18 protein-coding genes and 3 pseudogenes are annotated in these 20,847 nt (G+C 52.4%); 13 read left to right on the top strand and 8 right to left on the bottom strand.

Annotated features, from left to right (window positions below; translation table 11 throughout):
* Positions 1 to 32 precede the first annotated feature (32 nt).
* Positions 33 to 1,478 carry an IS1182 family transposase gene (locus NDQ72_13880; protein WKD27142.1) on the bottom strand — a complete coding sequence of 482 codons (1,446 nt, stop codon included), beginning with the start codon at positions 1,476 to 1,478 and terminating at the stop codon, positions 33 to 35.
* Between the two features lie 127 nt (positions 1,479 to 1,605).
* Between NDQ72_13880 and NDQ72_13875 the strand changes: the two are divergent.
* The 3 genes and pseudogenes from NDQ72_13875 (at position 1,606) to NDQ72_13865 (ending at position 3,502) form a co-directional block, all read left to right on the top strand.
* Positions 1,606 to 1,713: pseudogene (locus NDQ72_13875) on the top strand (IS30 family transposase).
* A 115-nt stretch (positions 1,714 to 1,828) separates the two neighbouring features.
* On the top strand, positions 1,829 to 2,308 hold the full coding sequence (locus NDQ72_13870) for a DNA starvation/stationary phase protection protein (GenBank protein WKD27141.1): 480 nt from the start codon (positions 1,829 to 1,831) through the stop codon (positions 2,306 to 2,308).
* A 201-nt stretch (positions 2,309 to 2,509) separates the two neighbouring features.
* Complete coding sequence (locus tag NDQ72_13865; GenBank protein ID WKD27140.1) at positions 2,510 to 3,502, top strand: IS30 family transposase; 993 nt, start codon at positions 2,510 to 2,512, stop codon at positions 3,500 to 3,502.
* A gap of 118 nt (positions 3,503 to 3,620) precedes the next feature.
* On the opposite strand, the gene NDQ72_13860 is transcribed toward NDQ72_13865, so the two are convergent.
* A complete protein-coding gene (locus tag NDQ72_13860) occupies positions 3,621 to 3,890 on the bottom strand; it encodes a hypothetical protein (protein ID WKD27139.1) in 270 nt (89 codons plus the stop codon).
* A pseudogene (locus NDQ72_13855) lies at positions 3,880 to 4,644 on the bottom strand (IS66 family transposase). The gene NDQ72_13860 and the pseudogene NDQ72_13855 overlap by 11 nt, the downstream one beginning before the upstream one ends.
* A gap of 411 nt (positions 4,645 to 5,055) precedes the next feature.
* On the opposite strand from NDQ72_13855, the gene NDQ72_13850 reads away from it, so the two are divergent.
* Positions 5,056 to 5,628 carry a hypothetical protein gene (locus NDQ72_13850; protein ID WKD27138.1) on the top strand — a complete coding sequence of 191 codons (573 nt, stop codon included), beginning with the start codon at positions 5,056 to 5,058 and terminating at the stop codon, positions 5,626 to 5,628.
* A 561-nt stretch (positions 5,629 to 6,189) separates the two neighbouring features.
* Here NDQ72_13850 and NDQ72_13845 read toward each other — a convergent pair.
* Both NDQ72_13845 and NDQ72_13840 read right to left on the bottom strand, forming a co-directional pair.
* Positions 6,190 to 6,402 carry a hypothetical protein gene (locus NDQ72_13845; protein WKD27137.1) on the bottom strand — a complete coding sequence of 71 codons (213 nt, stop codon included), beginning with the start codon at positions 6,400 to 6,402 and terminating at the stop codon, positions 6,190 to 6,192.
* A 153-nt stretch (positions 6,403 to 6,555) separates the two neighbouring features.
* Positions 6,556 to 6,993, bottom strand: coding sequence for a PAS domain S-box protein (locus NDQ72_13840; protein ID WKD27136.1), 438 nt, complete (start codon positions 6,991 to 6,993; stop codon positions 6,556 to 6,558).
* A gap of 350 nt (positions 6,994 to 7,343) precedes the next feature.
* Between NDQ72_13840 and NDQ72_13835 the strand changes: the two genes are divergently transcribed.
* Together NDQ72_13835 and NDQ72_13830 are read left to right on the top strand one after the other, a co-directional pair.
* Positions 7,344 to 7,613 carry a SelT/SelW/SelH family protein gene (locus tag NDQ72_13835; GenBank protein ID WKD27135.1) on the top strand — a complete coding sequence of 90 codons (270 nt, stop codon included), beginning with the start codon at positions 7,344 to 7,346 and terminating at the stop codon, positions 7,611 to 7,613.
* Positions 7,610 to 8,485, top strand: a pseudogene (locus tag NDQ72_13830) (DMT family transporter). Before NDQ72_13835 ends, NDQ72_13830 begins: the two are co-directional and overlap by 4 nt.
* Before the next feature lie 316 nt (positions 8,486 to 8,801).
* On the opposite strand, the gene NDQ72_13825 reads toward NDQ72_13830, so the two are convergent.
* Complete coding sequence (locus tag NDQ72_13825) at positions 8,802 to 9,473, bottom strand: arylesterase (GenBank protein ID WKD27134.1); 672 nt, start codon at positions 9,471 to 9,473, stop codon at positions 8,802 to 8,804.
* On the opposite strand from NDQ72_13825, the gene NDQ72_13820 reads away from it, so the two are divergent.
* From NDQ72_13820 to NDQ72_13805, 4 genes are all read left to right on the top strand, one after another.
* Positions 9,472 to 10,323, top strand: coding sequence for an ABC transporter ATP-binding protein (locus NDQ72_13820; GenBank protein WKD27133.1), 852 nt, complete (start codon positions 9,472 to 9,474; stop codon positions 10,321 to 10,323). The two genes, NDQ72_13825 and NDQ72_13820, sit on opposite strands and share 2 nt — an antisense overlap.
* Positions 10,316 to 12,880 carry an ABC transporter permease gene (locus tag NDQ72_13815; protein ID WKD27132.1) on the top strand — a complete coding sequence of 855 codons (2,565 nt, stop codon included), beginning with the start codon at positions 10,316 to 10,318 and terminating at the stop codon, positions 12,878 to 12,880. Before NDQ72_13820 ends, NDQ72_13815 begins: the two co-directional genes overlap by 8 nt.
* A gap of 51 nt (positions 12,881 to 12,931) precedes the next feature.
* Positions 12,932 to 14,323: a hypothetical protein gene (locus NDQ72_13810; GenBank protein ID WKD27131.1), complete on the top strand. Its 1,392-nt coding sequence runs from the start codon at positions 12,932 to 12,934 to the stop codon at positions 14,321 to 14,323.
* 156 nt (positions 14,324 to 14,479) lie between these two features.
* Positions 14,480 to 15,745 carry a serine hydroxymethyltransferase gene (locus NDQ72_13805; protein ID WKD27130.1) on the top strand — a complete coding sequence of 422 codons (1,266 nt, stop codon included), beginning with the start codon at positions 14,480 to 14,482 and terminating at the stop codon, positions 15,743 to 15,745.
* 120 nt (positions 15,746 to 15,865) lie between these two features.
* Here NDQ72_13805 and NDQ72_13800 read toward each other — a convergent pair whose 3' ends face one another.
* A complete protein-coding gene (locus NDQ72_13800; protein ID WKD27129.1) occupies positions 15,866 to 16,666 on the bottom strand; it encodes a glycosyl transferase in 801 nt (266 codons plus the stop codon).
* A gap of 41 nt (positions 16,667 to 16,707) precedes the next feature.
* Positions 16,708 to 17,037, bottom strand: a complete 330-nt coding sequence (locus NDQ72_13795; protein ID WKD30406.1) for a FlgO family outer membrane protein — start codon at positions 17,035 to 17,037, stop codon at positions 16,708 to 16,710.
* Between the two features lie 229 nt (positions 17,038 to 17,266).
* On the opposite strand from NDQ72_13795, the gene NDQ72_13790 reads away from it, so the two are divergent.
* The 3 genes from NDQ72_13790 to NDQ72_13780 all read left to right on the top strand — a co-directional run bounded on the left by NDQ72_13790 (position 17,267) and on the right by NDQ72_13780 (position 20,803).
* Complete coding sequence (locus tag NDQ72_13790; GenBank protein WKD27128.1) at positions 17,267 to 18,280, top strand: OmpA family protein; 1,014 nt, start codon at positions 17,267 to 17,269, stop codon at positions 18,278 to 18,280.
* A 346-nt stretch (positions 18,281 to 18,626) separates the two neighbouring features.
* Positions 18,627 to 19,586 carry an HAD-IIB family hydrolase gene (locus NDQ72_13785; GenBank protein ID WKD27127.1) on the top strand — a complete coding sequence of 320 codons (960 nt, stop codon included), beginning with the start codon at positions 18,627 to 18,629 and terminating at the stop codon, positions 19,584 to 19,586.
* Positions 19,583 to 20,803: a glycosyl transferase gene (locus tag NDQ72_13780; protein ID WKD27126.1), complete on the top strand. Its 1,221-nt coding sequence runs from the start codon at positions 19,583 to 19,585 to the stop codon at positions 20,801 to 20,803. Before NDQ72_13785 ends, NDQ72_13780 begins: the two co-directional genes overlap by 4 nt.
* Positions 20,804 to 20,847 lie beyond the last annotated feature (44 nt).

The following is a 20,847-nucleotide window of genomic DNA, read 5'->3' as shown; positions in this document are numbered from 1 at the left end:
GATCAATCAACAGACGATAGACCGCCCAGCCATCAGGCCGGCAGCGCTCTCAACCGAGCTTTTAGTGCTTCGGTGCCGATGTGATTCATTAACCGCTTCAGGTTGTAGGCCAGCACGGCTAAGCTGATCTCTCCTCGCCCTTTTCTGAGGCCTCTGACTAGCAAGCGGCCACCGTTACCCATCAAGTCGTATTTTATTGTTCCGAAAGGGTGTTCCACAGTCGCGCGTCGCCGTGTCATGGCATGCGGGTCTGCCTTTAGCCTCTGTTGCGATATGTCGAAAGCCGCCTCGTACTGATGGCGAGATACACGCCTGTAGCGTCCTGTCGTGCACTGCGTTTTTTGCGGGCAGGTTCTACATGCCTCTGGATTCGCGTAGATACTAATCTTTTTCGGTGCATGCCACTGTTTCAAATACAAAGCGCGTCCTGCTGGACAGTGATAGGTATCTCGACCCTGATCATAATGGAAGTCACTCACTTGGTAGAGCGGGACGCTACCTTGACTATTGATGCCCCGTCGCGGCGGAATATAGCAAGCGATACCTCGTTCTTCGCAGTGCTGCTGTTGTTCGACATTGGAGTACCCTGTATCGGCCAGAACCGTTAACTTCTTGGCTTCCTGAGCCTGTCTGGTGGCATCCGCCATAGGGGCCAGCTGGCGTCTATCATCACCGTCCTGAACCACATCATGGTGTACTACTAGGTGCGTATCGGTATCCACAGCAGTCTGGATGTTATAGGCCACGCGCTTATCCTGTGGGGTGCGCATCAGCTTGGCATCCGGCTCGCCGATCACATATTGGCGAATGCCGAGCCGTTCCATGCGCTCACGGCTATCCTGAATTTGATCACGCATTCTTTTGAGTTGATCAAGCGAACGGCGGCGTTGGCCATGATGAGGCTTATCCCGATGAGCCTCATCATGGTCAGCTTCATCGAGCTCATTTAACCAGGTATCGATGCGCTCGTTTAGCCGCTGTTCATCACGTTTTAAGTCCTCAGATCTCACTGCTCGTTTCTTGCTGGCTACCGCACCAAATTTGCTGCCATCGATGGCAACCTCACGGCTTCCGAGCCAGCCAGCATCACGACAGAAGCGAATGAAATGCCGGCAGAGTTGGCGAAAGGCCTGAGGATGCTTGCGTCGAAACTCAGCAATAGTCTTGAAGTCTGGGGTCAACCGGTTGAGCAGCCACATCAGCTCGATGTTGCGCTGACACTCACGCTCCAGGCGACGCGACGAGCGAATCTGCTGCAGGTATCCATAGAGGTAGAGCCGCAGCATGTCGGCAGGATGATAGCCTGGGCGTCCAGTCGCCGCCGGCCTGGCACGTTCAAAGCCAAGGGCTTCGAGGTCGAGAGAATCGACGTACAGGTCGATGACGCGGATAAGGTGATCGTTGGGAATCAGTTCATCGAGAGAGGGCGGTAATAAGTCGAGCTGTTCGCGAGAATCACCCGTGATATAGCGTGCCATGATAAAAGCTGCCGATCAGGAATGCCTGAAAGCAGTGTGCCAGCCTAAGCAGTGTTTTGACACGGCCTGCAAGGGAACGGACTTCCGACAGGTCACCGATACCAAGCTGCGCAAAGTGGTCATGAAGCTGAATGACCGCCCCCGAAAACGGCTCGGCTATCGAACACCGGCGCAGGTGTTTCTGGGGGAATACTCAGGAGCCCTAGATACCGCAGGTGCTGCGCTTATTGCTTGAATTCAGGAGGCTGCGTGCTATCGTATCGCGGGGGGACGTGCCCCGGACATGCTTTCAGCCCGAGCCGTACCGCTACCAAGCAACTAACCGACCAGCACTGGGAAAGGAGAGCGACATGCCATCGACAAATATTGGAATCAGCGATGCCCATCGCAAGAACTCGGCCAAGATACTCAACAACGTGCTATCTGACGTGTTCGTGCTCTATACAAAGACACTATGCTGCCATTGGAACGTCCAAGCTTCCGACTTCCGGGACCTTCACCTTCTTCTGGAAGATCAGTATCGCACCTTAGCCGGTGAGATCGATATGATTGCCGAGCGTGCTCGCGCGCTCGGAGAGCGTTCTACGGGTAGTATGGCGGGCTTTCATGAGCACACCCGGATTCATGAGTTCGACGAGCACAAGGACCTGCCCGACGCGAAGGGTATGTTAGGCCAGCTGCTCGAAGACCATGAAACAGTCATTCGAGAGCTACGGGAGCAGCACGGAAACGTCTCGGATCGTCAGCATGATATCGGAACGACGAGCTTGTTCGAAGACCTGCTGGTAACGCATGAAAAAATGGCGTGGTTCCTCAGGTCCCACCTCTAAATTTTTGTCCTTATTGTCCAGATCGCATCACAGGATAGCCCGACACAGCCTTAGCCACGGCCTAACTAGCTGTGCGGATGCGGTGGCGGGCCTTTTCGTCCTGGATTCATAGAATAACCGCAGCACTTTGGACAGCACGGTGGAGGCAGGAGGGCCAGCGCCGGTACCCTTCTCGGCTCACCGACCAAAGTGATGCAGAGCATGGGATACCGACAGCTGACCCAGATCCAACGATACCAGATCCACGCCCGCTATGACTTGGGCATGAGCCAGCGGCAGATCGGCAGGGAGTTGGGCCTCCACAGCAGCACGATCAGTCGTGAGCTGCGCCGCAACGCGACCTCCGATGGCTATGATCCCGAGCAGGCTCAGGCTCTCAGTGACCATCGGCGCCGTACCGCCTGGAAGTGGACAAAGCGCCTGCCGAGCATGATTGCCGCCGTTGTCGGCCGGCTGCGTGAGGAGTGGAGCCCCCAGCAAATCAGTGGCTTCACAGCGCCATTGGCCGGCGTCGGCGTCAGTCATCAATGGATCTACTCCTTGATCTGGGATGACAAGGCACGGGGGGGTGATCTCTGGCGGCATCTCCGTCAGCCCAAGCGTCGCAGCAAGCACCGCGTCCAGGCCAAGAGCGCTGGGCTGGGCAAGATCCCCAACAGGGTAGGGATTGAGCGCCGCCCCGCTGAGGTCGATGACCGGCGTTTCATCGGCCACTGGGAGGGCGACACCGTGATCCATGGGCACAAGCAATCGGGCTTGGTTACGCTGGTCGAGCGTCGCAGCGGCTATCTGCTGGCGGCACGACTGTCCAAGATCTCGGCGGAGCTGACACAAGCGGCCATGATCCGCCTGTTGAAGCCTCGTCGGGGAGCTGTCCAAACTATTACTCTGGACAATGGCTCGGAATTTGCCGGCCACGAAGCCGTGGCCAAGGCGGTGACGGCGTCGACGTACTTCTGCGACCCCTACTGCTCCGGGCAGCGTGGGACCAACGAGAATACCAACGGCCTGATACGGCAGTACTTCCCCAAGGGAACGGACTTCCGACAGGTCACCGATACCAAGCTGCGCAAAGTGGTCATGAAGCTGAATGACCGCCCCCGAAAACGGCTCGGCTATCGAACACCGGCGCAGGTGTTTCTGGGGGAATACTCAGGAGCCCTAGATACCGCAGGTGCTGCGCTTATTGCTTGAATTCAGGACTCCCAACACTAAGAAGCCAGCAATGCTCACCAGCGCCATTGACAGTGCGTAGGGCAGTTGTGTTATGACGTGGTCTATGTGTAAGCGTTCATTCCACGACGTAGTTGACCTACTTCACGTCACGGAGGGGCCTCAATAACTCCGGCGAGACCTTGTACTGCTTCCTGCCATCCTCACCCAGCACGATCGCACTCTTGCGGTTGATCTTGGTGACGATCCCCAACACCGGTCCTTCCCGGCCCTCGAAGGTCACTTTCAGGCCAACCCGCAATTGACTCAAGGCTTGCAGGGTTTCTTGCTCTTGCAGTTCATCAATTCGCTGGCAGATATACTGGTTCAGTTCCAGCAACTGGTCGATGCTCATGTCCTCAATGCGCACGGACGGTGGCCTCCGGCTGTTTGCTCTGTCGGTCAGGATGGCGTGGGTCGATCAGCGCCCGTAACGGGGTCTCGGCGAACCGAGTTTTCCAGAGTCGGGGCGTCAGGTCGCTGACTTCACGGGCCGGGTGCTGGCTGATGCGTTGCAATACGTCCACCAGATACATGTACGGGGTAATATCGTGCAGCTTGCAGGTGCTGATCAGGCTCTGGATGATGCCCAGGTGTTCCGCGCCCAGTTCGGTCCAGCAGAACATACAGTTTTTCTGGCCCATTGGAATGGGCCGCAGGGCCCGTTCCAGGTGGTTGGTATCGGGTTGTACGTCCGGATCTTCCAGGAACACCGTCAGGCTCGTTTCCCGGCCGAGCACGTAATTCAGGGCTTTGGTTAGCGGTTCACTGGGTAACAGGCCGCCTTGCGCCAACTGATCCCGGCACCACTGGAAGAAGCCGCTGACGACCGGCTTCGCATGGTCCAGCCGGTATTGACGCTTCTTCTCGCCGGTGAGCTCCTTTTCCTTAATGGTATCTTCAATCTGGTACAGCTTCGCGATCTGTTGCAGAGCTTCGGTGGCCTTCTCAGGATGATCCTTCTGGGCCTCAACGAAGCAACGGCGACTATGCACCCAGCATTGAGCATGGGTAATGCCTTTCTGGGCCGCGGCATAGCGGGCATAAGCCGCATAACCATCACTGATCAGTGTGCCACTGAACTGGTCGTTCAGAACGTCCTCAATGTGCAGTCGGCCCCATGCATAACACTCAAATGCTACGGACGCGTAAACGCGCCGAAAATTTTGGGCGGTATCTCTAAGTTGCATGTTCGCTTTGCGACCAAAGCTACGGGCGGCCAATTTATTGTGGCATCCTCCAGCTACAGTATGAGTATGGTGGTACGACCATTGCTCACTTTTAAGCATCCCCGAGGAAGTTATCTGTATCTGTGCTTTCACTGGATCACATCGCTGGTCGTGAAATACCTCGGGTGAATCGCCGCTTGCGGCGAGAGGGCAGAGCCCTTGGAGCAAGTGCTCCTATTTTACACACCAAATTACATACCGTGTAAAAACTAAAAATGCCCCAAAAGCCTTTGCTTATGGGGCATTCACTCACTCACCAACAGAAGTACACAAAATTCACTATATACTCTGTAAGGGGGGCTAGTGGTGGCAACGGATATTGAGCATGCCCATCAAATTGCTGGAATGCTGAATGCTAAGCATCAAAGCTATGTCGTGGTCACCAGTAAAACACCTCGGGCTCAGCAACTAATCGACCGGTTTCGGCATGACAACACCTGCTGGATTGTCGCGGTGAGCATGATATCTGAAGGCACCGATATACAGCGTCTTTTAGTTTGCTGTTACCTCAGTCGCATCCGCACCGAGCTTCACTACAGGCAGGTTCTTGGTCGCATCTTAAGAAAGATGGGCACTGATGACAGAGAGGCGTGGCTTTACGTGATTGCTGAACCTACCCTAAGAAAATACTCACAAAGAATTGCACATGACCTTCCCGAGGATCAATCCACGCTGCAGGCAAAAAAGCTTAATGGCTGTCAGACCCAATCCCACTCTGAGCACGCCAATGGGAGTACCGAAGGCGCAAAAGACAGTGAAGAAAATCCCCTTTCCGTTAAAGATCAGCATGGAAAGAGCGAGCTGCAAGTTACTGATGCTTCGTTACTGACGCTGAGCTTTTCTCAATACTACCGGCAGTACCTCTTGTCGCTGATATAAACACAGCTACTCTCATATACCCGTTCCGCCTAGTGCGATGAGCATTGACAAAGCAGCCTCAAACAAGCAAAAGCGAATCCCATTCCACGCGAGTGAAAATACCCTTGTGTGTATCGACTGACCGTCGCACCGGCAGTTTATGGCGTGACTAAAAAGTTACGTTTTGGAGCCTGAATTCGTCCCATAAACTGAAAATTTAACTAAAATGCCAGTTTTCTACAGAAATTGAGCGGGAATTTTTTTCCAAGCGATGACTTAGGCTCCTTGGTTTGGCGTCTTCCAACCCACCCACCCATCAAAGTTAACGAAAAATTTATGGGATAGATTAGAGTATTGCGCCATGGAAATCCGTTAGGTTGTTGGAGAAAAGAGTCGCAGCTGTGTGCTGGCATAGGGCTAAGATGATAGTGCTCAGCGCAGGTAAAGGCCAGACGCGTAGAAGATAAGTCTTGTATATGCGTTGATCAGCAGCTTAGTAAAGGCTTGGGGTGCAACCATTACAGTGAGTAACTAGATGTCGTAACTAAGCTGCCAATCAATGAAAGCGGTTGGACGATCAGGTTATTCCTCTTCATCCCAATCATCTTCAATAGCGCGCTGCAAACGGCGCTCCTCAAGCCATGCTTCTACTTGGCGGCGGGCGCGAAGCGTATCTGCTTTGCTGGGTTTGCTTTTGCCGTAGTGGTCATCGTTAACAGCGTCTAAGTTATCGAACTCATCTGCATCGACTGCATCACTGGCATAAGATTCACGATTTAAGGGGTCACGGCTCATAGTATGCCCTCCAACCCAAGCCGGCGCACCGGCATCACAACGGCTTCTTCTTTCAATCGATAGATGAAACAAGAAGCGCCTGGCGCTTTTATGCGCTTAGCCGCTGTATACCGCCACTTAGGTTGAAGTTCAAGCCCCCGAGGCTATTTTATTTTACTCTGCCAGTTCTTGGCGCTTTTGAATGGCTGCCAAAGCTTGCTGTGCTTCGACGCGTTCAGTCACATCTTTCTGTACGCCGATGTAGTACATCAAGTTATCAGCTTCGTCATAAACGGGAGTGATAGAGAGCTCATTCCAGAACATGGTGCCGTCTTTGCGGTAATTGCGCAGCACTTCACGAGAAGGGCGACCCTCTTTCAGCGCTTCCCGAATAGAGACCAGTGCGTCTTGGTCACGGTCTTCATTTTGTAAAAAACGGCAGTCGCGATAAAGAATTTCATCTGCACTGTAGCCAGTGAGGCGTTCGAAGCCTTGGTTGACGTAGATAAGGATATTTTCGTCGCCTTCTTGTTCTGCAACGACGATGCCATCCTCGGAAGCGTCAACAAGACGTTCAAGTAACTCAGGGCTGATCAAAGGAGATCGTTTCATCAATGGGTTCCTGTTGCTGCTCTCGTTCTTGCGAAGCTATGCGCTGTCCATCAACGCGGAGCTAAGCGGCATTTCATACTGCTTAATAAAGGTAGAATAGCAAAAACCCAGCTAATCACCGCTAATTACCTATCATCATGGCGAGCGTTGCGATGCATTGCAATCGACAGTGCTATCCAGATAGAGGTCGTTACTGATACCAGTCAGTACTGATAGAAGTCAGTACTGATAGAAGTCAGTACTGATAGCAATAGGTGTGTCTAAAGCATTGAGTTTCCTTGGCAGTTGCTAATGTAAGGTGACAGAATGAAAAATAGCGATGCCACACTAAAATGTTTAGGAACCTTCGTATGTCACGCATTCAAATACGTTACTGCACGCAGTGTCAGTGGTTGCTGCGCAGTGCTTGGTATGCCCAAGAGCTGCTTTCAACCTATGGCGAAAGTCTTGTAGAGGTTGCCTTGTCTCCCTCCCATGGTGGCACCTTTGAGATATGGTGCGACGAAGCGCTGCTATGGGAAAGAAAGCGCGATGGTGGCTTTCCAGATATTAAGCTTCTAAAGCAACGCGTACGGGATAAGATCGAGCCAGCCCGGGATTTGGGGCATATCGACCGATGAACCAAGATCGTCAAGCGATACTGTATGGTCTTGGAGCGGTGGCGCTATGGTCGACAGTTGCTACGGCTTTTAAGGTCGCTCTTGCCTGGATGAGCCCGCTAGAGTTGATGTGGCTCGCGGCCCTTGTATCTTGGGCATTCATGTTTGTGTTGGTAGTGAAGCAAGGGCATTTAACAGAAGCCCTTCGCCATGGTTGGCGAACTGCTGCATGGGCTGGGTTGATGAATCCTGTTGCCTACTATCTAGTGCTGTTTGCCGCTTACGATAGGCTGCCTGGGCAAGAGGCAATGGCACTCAACTATACTTGGGCGCTGGCAATGGCGCTTCTGGCGGTACCGATCCTAGGGCAACGGCTCACGCGAGTGGATGTGGTCGCGGGGCTCATTGCCTACGCGGGGGTCTGGGTGATAGCAACCCGCGGTAATGTTTTCAATGTTGATTTCGCAGACCCTCTTGGAGTCGTATTTGCACTTGTGTCGACGCTGTTATAGGCGCTCTACTGGTTACTCAACGCGCGGGATGAAAGAGCGCCCTTAGTCGCGCAATGGCAGAATTTTAGTGTCGGTTTGCCTGTTTTAACGCTGCTATTAATGGTGGGTCCAGGGTTTAGTTGGCATGGCTGGCAAGCCTTAGGCGCGGGTGTCTACGTGGGTCTTTTCGAAATGGGGGTCGCTTTTATTCTTTGGCAGATGGCGGTTCGCAAGGTCTCGCGTACGGCCAAGGTGTCTAATCTGATCTTTCTTTCGCCGCCTATTTCGTTGCTGCTGCTCTATCTGGTTGTCAATGAGCCATTGTTGGTATCCACGTTGGTAGGATTGATGCTGATCCTTTCAGGGCTAGCGCTGCAGCAGCTGCAATCTTCGAAAGCCTAGCTCTTGGAGCTTAAGGGGGGGCGGAATAGCCCTATTCCCACAGATATTTCTCACTGATTTGATTAGCAGGTTGTTGAACGACGCTGCTAGCAAGTGCAGGTACCGAGTGTTTTTGGCCAGCCCACGATAACGAGCCTTTCGCTTTTTGTTCTGGTACTCAGCTTCGGAGAAGGTGATCTGATCCATGACAGTACTGAAATCTATGCAACTGACAATGGCCGCATTATCGCTGATGTTAGGGTTTTTCTCAGAGCCTCTTTAAGATTAGTGGCTTAGAAGCGCTAGCGTTAAACGATAAAAAGGAACTGTCGTTGTCTCATTTGGCGGATGCTTGAAACACGCTATCGAGCAGAGGTTCAAGTGCTGGCCAAACGTTGTCTAAAATAATGGGTTGAGCTGCTGCGGTGGGGTGAATGCCGTCATCTTGCATCAGTTGCTCGTTAAGCGCTACGTCTTCCAACAAGAAGGGCACGAGAGGTACGTCATACTCATCAGCTAACGAATGAAAAACACCGGTAAAGGCATCACGGTAGGCTTGGCCATAGTTGGGCGGAATATCAATGCCGAGAAGCAGTACGTCAGCACCTGCCTGTTGGCTTTGTTCAATCATGCCAGCTAGATTAGAACGCATTTGAGCAGGCGGAAGGCCGCGTAATCCATCGTTGCCGCCAAGCTCTAACAGAACGATATCAGGCTGTCGTTGTCCGATAATGTTAGCTAATCGTTGTGCACCACCGGACGTCGTTTCACCGCTGATACTGACATTGATAACCTGGGCTTCACCATCTAGCCGCTCAGCCAATAACGTTACCCAACCCATTTCTTGCTCTATACCATAGGCGGCACTAAGACTATCGCCCATGACTAAAAGTGTTGGGCGTTGGTCGGCGCTGAGTGCTGGTGCGCTAAAGATGACTATCAGTGCCAGCAACCCTCCGGTTACCATGCGGTTCAGTCTTTGCCTCGCTATAGGGATGCCATGCTTCATGTCTTACTCCTCTGATCCACAAGCCAATTTGGATCCAAAAGCCCACTTGGACCCAACCGCTAATTTGCCAACCGATGCTGCCTCTTCGCATCAGCCCACCACCGACACCATCACCGCTAGTAATGTTCCTCACAAGCAAGCTCACCAGCCAGTCCTGCATGCGGAAAAACTATCTAAACAGGTGAGGAGCGGAGAGCGTTCGCTAACTATCTTACACGACCTTTCGCTCAGCGTGGCCGCGGGAGAAAGTGTTGCCATTCTTGGTAAAAGCGGTGCTGGTAAGTCGACCCTGCTAGGGTTATTGGCTGGGTTGGATACGCCCAGTGATGGTGAGCTCACGCTATTTGGCCAGCCGCTGAGCCGAATGGATGAAGATGGGCGTGCAGCGTTGCGTGCCGGAAGAGTCGGTTTTGTATTCCAAAACTTTCAGCTACTACCGACGTTAAGTGCATTAGAAAATGTGCTACTGCCGTTGGAGTTGTCTCCCAGAGCGGGAGAAACTCAGGCAGCGGCTCAATGGCTTGAGCGAGTCGGACTGGGTGAGCGCACAGAGCATCTGCCTAAACAGCTTTCGGGAGGCGAGCAGCAGCGCGTTGCCATTGCTCGCGCATTCGTTACCGACCCTGAGCTAGTCTTTGCCGACGAACCAACAGGTAACCTTGATCCCGATACGGGCGCACAGATTATTGACCTGCTTTTCACGCTGAACCGTGAAGCGGGCACGACGCTAATTTTAGTGACCCACGACCACGCACTTGCCCGCCGCTGCGACCGGTGTTTGCGCCTGGCTAACGGGCAGTTGATGCCGTTCGAGCCAACCGCTGCTGCCAGCGGGGGTGGCGATGAGTGATATAAACTGGCGGCTTGCGGCACGTAGTTTGAAGCGTGACCTACGTGCCGCTGATGTTCGCGCGCTGTTTGTCGCGCTGGTGTTGGCAGTTGCCGCTTCTACCATGATCGCCTTTTTTTTAGATCGCCTGGAACGTGGGTTAGAGCGCCAAGCAGGTCAGATGCTGGGTGGCGACTTAGTTCTTGAGCAGCGCGAGCCATTCTCTGAGGAGCTACGCACCACGCTAGAGCAAGCGGGTTTTACGCTGAGTGATCAGGTTGATCTGGTGTCAATGATTAGTCGTGGTGAGCGCTTCCAGCCAGCTAGCTTGAAAGCGGTGGATGAAGTCTATCCTCACTATGGCGTTTCCCATGTGGATCGTGGCAACGGGGTTGAGCAGATTGTATCAGGCCCTCCGCCTGGGGAAGTCTGGGCAGACCCACGGTTAGCGCAACTGATTGACATTGCGATAGGCGACCGAGTTCAGGTAGGCCAAACAGAACTGCTGATTAGTGGGATTATCGAGCGCGAGGCGGATCAGTCTGCCGGTTTTAGTAATTTCAATCCTCGTTTAATGCTCAATACCGCCGACCTGGAAGCAACAGGATTGGTGCAGTTGGGGTCACGGCTCGAGTTTGAACTGCTTGCTGCTGGGCCTCCCGCAGCACTGGAGCAAGTGCAGGTCTTACTGGCCGAACTAAGGCGTAATGGGGTAGATGTACGTGATGTCCGTGTTGACCGTCCTCAGTTAGGCAACGCGCTTCAACGCGCTGAGAGTTATCTGGGTCTTGCCGGATTAGCGGCCGTATTGTTAGCGGGCGTCGCGGTGGCTATGTCGACTCGCCGTTACGTTGAACGCCACCTGGACACCGCGGCGTTGCTGCGCTGCTTCGGCGCCAGTCAATATCAGCTGGTGACTATTTTTACCCTGCAATTAATGGGACTCGCACTAATGGCGGCAATTATTGGCGCGCTGTTGGGGCTTATTGGTCAAGCTGTGCTGTTGTGGCTGTTAACTAGTTTTTTACCTATGACACTGCCGCCCCCCGGTATTATGCCGCTCTGGCTAGGCATTTTTACTGCGCTTGCGGTACTGGTTGGTTTTGCTGGCCCCACACTGTTACGCATTAAGCGTGTCAGTGCGCTGAAAGTGTTGCGTCGTGAGCTTGACCCACTACCGCCGTCTGCTTGGCTAGTAGTGGGAGTTGCGAGTCTCGTGTTTGGTGGCCTGTTGTGGCTTTACTCAGGTAGCTTTTCGCTTGCACTGGCGCTACTCATCGGTGGTGCGGCCCTGTTAGGGCTTTTATGGATGGCAAGCACGCTGTTGCTAAACGGGCTGTTGAAAGCTGTTCAACGGCTTTCCGGTGGAAGTGAGTGGGGCCAAGCGTTTCGGTTGGGCGGCAGGCAGCTGGCCCGTCGAAAGCAAGCAGGGCTTGGACAACTGCTGGCGTTTTCGGTCACGTTTTTTGCGATGGCGATGATCGTGCTAGTGAGGGGGGATTTACTGTCCACCTGGCAAGATCAGTTGCCGGCGAATACCCCTAACTACTTTGCTATCAATATTCAGCCCAGTGAGCGAGATGCCTTCGAGGAGGCGGTTGCTCCGCGGGTGGAGACCCAAAGCACTCTATACCCAATGGTGCGCGGAAGAATCAGTGCTATTAACGGTCAGCCGCCGATAGAAGCCGTTCCTCCTGATGCCAGAGGTGATAACTCGCTGCGCCGTGAACTGAATCTTACCTGGCAATCAGAGTTGCCCGAAGGTAATCAGGTCGTCGCCGGAGAGTGGTTTTCACAACCGAGTGAGCCTCAGGGATGGATGAGTGAGGTGGAGGCCACGCCTCAGGAAGCTTCTAGCGTTGTGCCCATCTCCGTGGAAGATGGACTAGCAGAGCGCCTTGGTCTTGGGTTAGGCGACGAGCTAACGTTCTCCGTCGGCGGTGATACGATCACTACCCGTATTGAGAGCCTTCGCAGCCTTAACTGGGATAGCTTTAACCCGAATTTCTTCGTTATTTTTCCACCGGGCGTGCTTGAATCGTTTGGCCATAGTTTTATCACCGCGTTTCACTTGCCAGAACAAGAGCAGAGCTTAATCCGACAATTAGTCAATGATTTTCCAGGCGTATCACTGCTCAACGTGGATGCCATCTTAGGCCAAGTGCGCGAGGTGCTTACCCAGGTCACCCGAGCAGTGGAGCTAGTGCTTATTCTGGTTCTGATGGCTGGCGTTAGTGTGCTTTATGCAGCACTGACGGCTAGCCGACCGGTACGCGCCCATGAGAGCGGCTTGCTGCGTGTATTTGGTGCAGGTAACCGAATGATTTCACGGGTACAAGGCGCTGAATATGCGCTGCTCGGTTTTGCCAGCGGTTTGATGGGGGCCTTCCTTGCAGAGTTTGCCACTGCCGCGCTGTATCTCTATTGGCTTGATTTAACGCCGCGCCTGCATGTGAGCTTATGGCTAGTTCTGCCCTTAGGGGGCGCATTACTGATTGGCATTATCGGACATGCCCTTTCTTATAGCCTGCGGCGTCAAGCGCCTGCGGCGAGTTTGGGGTTGCTTGGTGAGGCTTAACAACACTTTGCTAAGTGCTATGCTTAGCGCTTCTCACAAGGAGGTCATGACATGTCTGTGTCTGTAGGTCATCGCCAGCTTACTGCTGGGGTTTTGTTGCTGCTACTTTCCGGTGCGGTGAATGCTTCACCTTGGCAGCTTGAAGCAGAGCTTCGTGAGCGGCTAGGTAGTGAGTCGAGCGCATTCACAGTTGCCCAAGTGTATGAGCAGCCTGACGCTATTGTCGCTGAAGATATTGCTATCACTTATGCGAATGGCGATGTGTTTACTATCGAACGTTACCTCGTTGAGGGTGACTATCATCGTCCAGACAATGTAGTCATTGATGGTATGGCCGTTAGCGAGGCAGGTAACTCATTGCCTTTTCTCAGCATTGCCTCCATTGAATTGCCCAACGCTTCGCAAGCAGTGCCGTCGATTGATGAAATGAGTGCGCCTGACATGGTATGGAAGGCATTGAATGCGCGTGACATCACGCTAAACCTACAGGGCGAGGCGGCGGATGAATTTTTTAGTGAGCTAGATTCTCCCCCGCTTGAGGGGCAGTTGCACATTGAAACGCTCATGCTTGAAGAGGTCAGCAGTAGCGCCATTGGCTTGTTCGATATGCAGGGCGTCAGTGCCGATTTTAATGACTTGGAAAGTGGGATTAGTTCGGTTCTTGCGCTCGCTAATTTGCGCATTGAGCAGCTAACCGGAATCGATACGCCTGGGGAGGAGAGCGTGGAACATGCCGCGTTGAATGGCATGGATCTGTCCGGGGATGGTTGGCGCGTAGCGTTGGATAGCGCCTGGGTAGAAGGCAATTCCTATGTGGGAGATGCGGGCTTCGAAGGCGCATTTTTTGATATTGGAGGGCTGCTGCCTTTATTGCCTCTCGAGCAACGACAAGAGTTCGAAACCTTCAACAAGATACTCACAGGGGGAAGTGGTCAGTTACAGGCTGAAGGGCGCAGTCACTCTCGCTGGGAAGAAGAGGGGGCAACCGATCGCTTGATCGCTGATGGCTATGTGCGCTTGAGTAGTGCTGCGGGAATTGAATACAGCCTTGATTTGCCGATCAGTTTGCCAAAGAGCGTTTCCATTGAGCAGGCAATGCAAAACCCTGCGTTGTTTGAATCAGCCACGTTGCATGGTGGTGAGGTCGTTGTGGCTTATACCGATGAAGGGTTGCTGCCGCGATTAACTACCGAGATCGCCGCGCACGAGAATATTACCGAAGCGCAAGCAATCTCTATGGCGGCGGGGCAGGCTCGTCAGCTTGAGCCCTTGTTAGGCTCGCAAATAACCAAATTAATGACCGGGATGGTCGACATTATGGCTGGCCATTCCCAAGCCTTAACGGTCAATGTCGCATTGCCCAATCCGTTTACTTTTAACCAATTCATGATGAACCCGATGGCGAGTACTGAGCGGTTTACGTTCACCTATGAGCTAAAGTAGCGCGGTTGACCAGTTAGTCAGTTTTTTGATGACGACTGCAACATGAAATACGCTCATGCACGACCTGACGCGGATGCGATGAAAGTCGCGTCAGGCTGCGTTATGATAGCGGCCTAGTTTCCCCATGATGATCCTTTTGTAACGAGGTTCCCGCCGATGTTCAGCCGCGATATGACAATTGCCGGATTCGATGATGTGCTATTTGACGCGATGCAAAAAGAAGTTGCACGCCAGGAAGCTCACATTGAATTGATTGCTTCTGAAAACTACGCCAGCCCCCGCGTACTGGAAGCGCAAGGCAGCCAGCTGACCAATAAATACGCCGAAGGCTATCCAGGTAAGCGCTACTACGGCGGCTGTGAATTTGTTGATATCGCTGAAAATCTTGCGATCGACTACGCCAAGCAGCTGTTCGGCGCGACCTACGTGAATGTTCAGCCTCACTCTGGTTCACAGGCCAACAGCGCGGTTTTCCAAGCGCTGGTAACGCCGGGTGACACCATCTTGGGGATGAGCCTGGATGCCGGTGGTCACTTAACCCATGGTGCCAAGCCTAACTTCTCTGGCAAGCACTACAATGCTATCCAGTATGGGCTGAACGAACAGGGCTTGATTGATTACGATCAGGTGGCTCAGCTTGCTCGCGAGCACAAGCCCAAAATGATCATTGCTGGTTTCTCTGCCTACTCGCAAATTGTCGATTGGGCTAAGTTCCGTGAGATCGCTGATGAAGTAGGTGCCTACTTGTTGGTTGATATGGCGCACGTCTCTGGCTTGGTTGCTGCAGGCATTTACCCAAGCCCGCTGCCCCATGCTCACGTCGTAACCTCTACCACGCACAAAACCCTGCGTGGCCCACGCAGCGGCGTTATTCTCTCCGCTGAAAACGATGCGGATATCGAGAAAAAGCTGCAGTCAGCTGTCTTCCCGGGTGGTCAGGGCGGCCCGTTGATGCATGTTATTGCTGCCAAGGCGATTTGCTTCAAAGAAGCTATGGCGCCTGAATTCAAAGCTTACCAGCAGCAGGTGGTCAAAAACGCCCAGGCGATGGCCAAGGTGTTTATCGATCGCGGTTACGATATCGTTTCTGGTGGTACCGAAGATCACCTGTTCCTGCTGTCTTTGATCAAGCAGGGCGTGACCGGTAAAGATGCAGATGCCGCCCTGGGCCGCGCTCACATTACTGTGAACAAAAATGCGGTGCCTAACGATCCGCAAAGCCCATTCGTGACCTCTGGTTTGCGTATTGGCACCCCGGCGGTGACCACGCGCGGGTTCAGTGAACAAGAGTGTAGTACATTGGCCGGTTGGATTTGTGACATCTTAGATGTACTTGCTAAAGGTGAGGACACTAGTTCAATCGAAGCCCAAGTGCTGGATAAAGTGGCACAAGTATGTGGCTGCTTCCCTGTTTACAAGTAGCATAGGCTCGCTTTGTCAGGCTGGCATGGCAAAGCAAACAGAAATAAAGCAAAAACGATAAAAAAAGCGCTAACCTATACGGTTAGCGCTTTTTTAATTGGCCTCAAGCCGACCTTAAGATCAAGGCTCTTCTTGGCGAATGATACTGACTTTCTTCTGCTCTCTGGTCCATTTGCCCGCTTTTTTATCAATATACTGGAAGTGCTCGTTAGTAAAATTGCCTTGGTTGCAGGCGTGACGGTATGACACCGTGGGGACGGTGCGTTGATCTAATAGCTGAATGAATACGCCAGGACCAGTGAGCTCAAACACGTTGGTGAGAGTGTTCTCTTCAATGTTTTGCTGCACTTGATCAATCAATCTGCGTAGGTTGGGGTTACCTGGTTTGCTGGCGATGAAGTAATTGCTCAGCTCACCTTTACGGGTCGTGACGTAGAGCTCGTCAATATCGGCAGGCACAACGCGGGCAAGCGGCCAGATGGCATGTGCATCAATATCAAGGTAAACGCCGCCGTATTTGTAAAGTACCATGAGGCGCCAAAAATCAGCCTGCGCCGCACCAATTTGTAACTTTGAATAGCTGGTGAATAGGGCGTCGTCGAAATTTTCTTTAATGAAGTCACTCCGTGCGTCGGTAATCATGAAGCGATATTCGAAACGAGGAGCCATAAGCCGATTAAACAAGTAGTTCAGGTAAACCGGAAGGGTCACCCTATTAGTGAAGTTGGTCTGCCAAATAGTACGTGGAATAGTCGAATTATCTTTAGGTGTCAGCCATGGGGCGGCATAGGCTGGCAACGTAAAGCGCTTGTTCGGCAGCACGGCATGAAAAATATAGCTAAGCAGCTTGGTAATGTTTGCGCATAGCTTTATCAAGCGACTAGTGGCCACAATAAGTGGTTTGCTTGTGCGGGTGGGCATGTTCATCCTTTTCATTCGTGTTGCGGCAAGAGGTCAATCGATTACCAGCCGCCTTGGCCTTCCAGTAAGCTTCGGGTGTTATTATCCAGAGGCAGTTTAAAGTCAGCGCTGCCAAGCACCATCGCATCACCAGCGCGAACTACTCGTGCACTCACATAGAGATAGTCCTGGCCTTGTGCATAAGTACCCATCAGTATCGAGCGTGCATTGTGCTGGGCGCTAAGACGTTGGACTTGGCGGGATAGAATTAATTCGCCAACGGTCTCTTCGATAAACATGCTGTCTCGCATTTTGACTTCGCGTACCTGCATGCCTTTAGTAACGACGGCACCAGCATTTATGTAATAAATATTAGAAGAGGAGTAGAGAATATGGTCATTATCAACGATCTGCGTAGTGATGATAACCTCCTCTTTTGATGGCTCGGTTCTTAAAGGCCTAGTTTCTGACGATTTAGTGCTTAACGAATGAGCTCTTTATGACCCAGATCGGGTGCGCACCTGATAGTTCCTTCTCGCTATGAAACGGCTTTTAATAGGCCAGTTTGCCACGCTTACCCTAGCTTGGCCACGAGATTAAAAGCTTGAATAAGTGCCCCCCATGCTTGAAGACCTCCGCGCTGGTCCGCGTCATGATTCATTGCTAACCGCCTATCCAGAAGGTGAAAGTAATAGCGGTTGGATGATTAGCTATATTGACATCATGACGCTACTGGTAGCCCTGTTCGTCATTATTATTGCTGCGGCTAATGTGACAAGCCCATCATTGTTTCAGCAAGAAGCAGCCGATGAGTACGGCTATGAGTCATCGCCTGCTAGAGAAATACCCCTGCCGAATGCGCTTGCTGAAGTCCGCCAGCAGCGCACGGTACTCGGCGTATCACCTAGTAGTGATACGCTCAGCCCGTTTGCGAGTAGCGCTGCGTTGGGTATGGCAGGGTTGCCTAAAGCTCGCACTGCTGTTGTGGAGGTGCCTCCTTTATTGGCGCGGATTGAAGAAGCATCGATAGATAGCCAGCCATCGGCTATCAATAGTAGGCTTCCGCAGTTGCTGCTGCCTAGCGATGAACGTCAGGCTGTTTCGCCGTTGGCGGATTACATGGTACTGCTCACCGACCGTCCACCTACCAATGTACAGAAAGTGTCTGATGCGGCGATTAATAGCGCATTAGCACTTGATGAGAGATTGGCTGAGCGTGTGGAGGCCTCGACGTATCTACCTAATTTGGAAGGCGTTGAAGTTTCCCGAGTCGCCGAAGGGATCAGCCTGCGTGTACAAGATCGGTTGCTATTTCCCTCTGCCGATGCTCAGTTGACAGAAGGCGGCTCATCGCTAGTAGGGTCATTGATGGATACCATCCAGCGCTTCGAGGGGGAAGTGTGGGTGGAGGGACACTCTGATAGCCAATCCATCAATACCCCAGAGTTTTCGTCCAACTGGGCGCTTTCAAGTGCGCGGGCGATTGCGATCGTTGAGGCACTGGAAGCCGCAGGGGTTGCTCCGGAGCGTTTGCGAGCCGTTGGACTAGCCGCAACCCAGCCGCTAGAAGATAACAATACTGTTGAAGGGCGAGCGCGAAACCGTCGCGTTGAGGTGGTTATTCACGTGGACTAGGGGATAGGTCAAAAAAACCCGCCGGGGAGGCGGGTATGAAAGGGCTTGTCTCACTGCAGCCCACTGGCATCAGGTGAGGGGGTGTACAAGGTTGCCAGTTGGTACAATTTTAGTATAGTTATTTGTGAGCTTTTGCCAAGGGCTTGTCGAATTTTTTCAATTTATTTGCGCGCTATTTTGGTGCGTCAAGATTGCGTTGTTTTGGTGCTTATAAAATGACAGTCAGTTTTAATGAGCTAATGTTCTGATTATTAACAATAAAATTGTGTTGGCATACAAACTGCTAGATTGCTTATCTAAAAGTGGACGTGTGTAACGACTTTTAAGATTGCAAAAAGGTGGTGCTATGACCGAACAAAGGCGTACTGCGTTGCTCAGTGATGCTCAGTCACCAAGCGACTTGGACCCAGCGCTTCAACCGCGTTTGGTCGTCACCGACTTGGACGGTTCATTACTAGATCACCACAGTTATGATTTCTCACCTGCTAAGCCTTGGCTTGCTCGCCTTAAACAGCTAGGGGTTCCGGTCATTCCGGTTACCAGTAAAACTCGTGCTGAACTCATTCACCTACGCGAAGCCCTTGGGCTAACGGCGACCCCCTTTATTGCTGAAAATGGAGCCGTTATTGGATTGCCTCCGGGTTGGTGTCATGCGCGTTTAGATCGCCCTGGTAATGGCCGAGATGGCGTTGTGATTAAACATACCGGTGTTGATAGTAGCTTCATTAAAGCGCGACTAAACGTTTGGCGTAAGCGCTTGGGCGTTCGGTTTACCCGCATGGGCGACTTAAGTCTTCAACAGGTAATGGCGTTAACTGGACTTGATGAAACCCGTGCGAAAGCAGCGCGGCAGCGAGAGGGGAGTGAGCCGCTTATTTGGGAAGATAATGCAGTTGCACTTGAGACATTTCGCATTGCGCTTGAAGGCGATGGCCTTGAACTCACACAAGGGGGACGCTTTTGGCATGTGATCGGGCGCTTATCTGACAAAGGTGGTGCTGTAGAGTGGCTAATCAAGCGATTTACTGCATTACGAGGCAGTCAGCCACTGTCATTGGGCTTGGGCGATGGTCCAAACGATATCACGATGCTGGAAACTGTCGATCAAGCGGTGGTGATTCGAGGTTGCCACGCACTTAACGTTGAGCCTCACAACAGCGCGCTATATCGAACAAACGCGACTGGGCCAACTGGCTGGGCTGAGGGGGTAGCCCACTGGTGGGGGCGAGATGACGGGCGTCTAAAAATGACGCCAGTGAATGACATCGCTGCATCAGATTACAAGTCACGGGAGGCTAGCGTATGAGTGATTTCCATCAAAATGGTGTGATAACCGATTTTCACAACTTAACGCGCCGGCCAGTTGAAGCCCTTGAACAAGAGCTTTGCCAGTTTGCCAAACGCCGCCCGATGGGGCTAATTCTACCCTCGCTTTTTTCTGAACTGGAAGGGCCTGCGCTGTCGGCGATTGTTGATGAGCTGGTGAAAGTGCCTTATCTCAATGAAATTGTCATTGGTTTGGACAGGGCAGACCGGGATCAGTTTTTATATGCACGGGAGTTCTTTTCGCGCTTGCCCCAGCACACACGAATCCTATGGAATGACGGTCCTCGCTTGCGCGCCATCGACCAAGAGTTAGAGCGTCATGGTTTGGGGGCATTAGAGCCAGGTAAAGGAAGAAACGTATGGTATTGCGCTGGCTATGTGCTTAGTTCAGGTCGCTCCACCACCGTTGGTCTTCACGATTGCGATATTCTTACCTACGACCGTGGCCTTCTAGCGCGCCTTATGTATCCCGTCGCGAATCCTCGTTTTAATTACAGTTTTTGTAAAGGTTATTACCCGCGTATTGCCGAAGGAAAGCTCAATGGGCGTGTTTCTCGGTTGATGGTGACGCCGCTGCTACGTGCCTTGAAAACCGTCTGTGGTCCGTTACCCTATTTGGATTATTTAGACAGCTTCCGTTACCCGTTATCCGGTGAATTTGCCATGCGCAGCGATGTGCTTGAGGGCATCCGAATTCCCGCTGACTGGGGATTGGAAATCGGCGTGCTGTCGGAGTTGCAGCGTAACTACTCCCACCGTCAGCTATGTCAGGTAGATATTGCCGACGCCTATGACCATAAGCATCAGCCCGTTAGTGAAGCCGATGCGACCAGTGGCTTGAACCGAATGAGTCTGGATATCGCAAAAGCGCTTTATCGTAAGCTGGCTACCCAAGGGGTTAGCTTTAGCAGCGAAGATTTCCGGACGCTCAAAGCAACCTATTACCGTTTAGCCTTAGACCTCATTGAAGCCTATGATCACGACGCGACAATGAACGGGCTAAGTTTAGATCGCCACTGTGAAGAACAGGCAGTGGAGCTATTTGCCAGCAATTTGCTAGAAGCCGGCAATCTGTTTTTAGATAACCCCCGCGAACGTCCCTTTATTCCCAGTTGGAACCGTGTGCAAGCGGCGATGCCTGACGTGCTAGCCCGTATGCATGAAGCGGTAGAGCTTGATAATCAGGGTAGGGTTTAACGCTCCATGCCTGTTTTTTTCTAATAATCTTTAAGTTTATCAGT

Source organism: Halomonas sp. KG2 (assembly GCA_030440445.1).
Classification (GTDB): Bacteria; Pseudomonadota; Gammaproteobacteria; order Pseudomonadales; family Halomonadaceae; genus Vreelandella.
The sequence above is the reverse complement of the archived record's forward strand: the minus strand, read 5'-3'. Positions and strand labels throughout refer to the sequence as shown.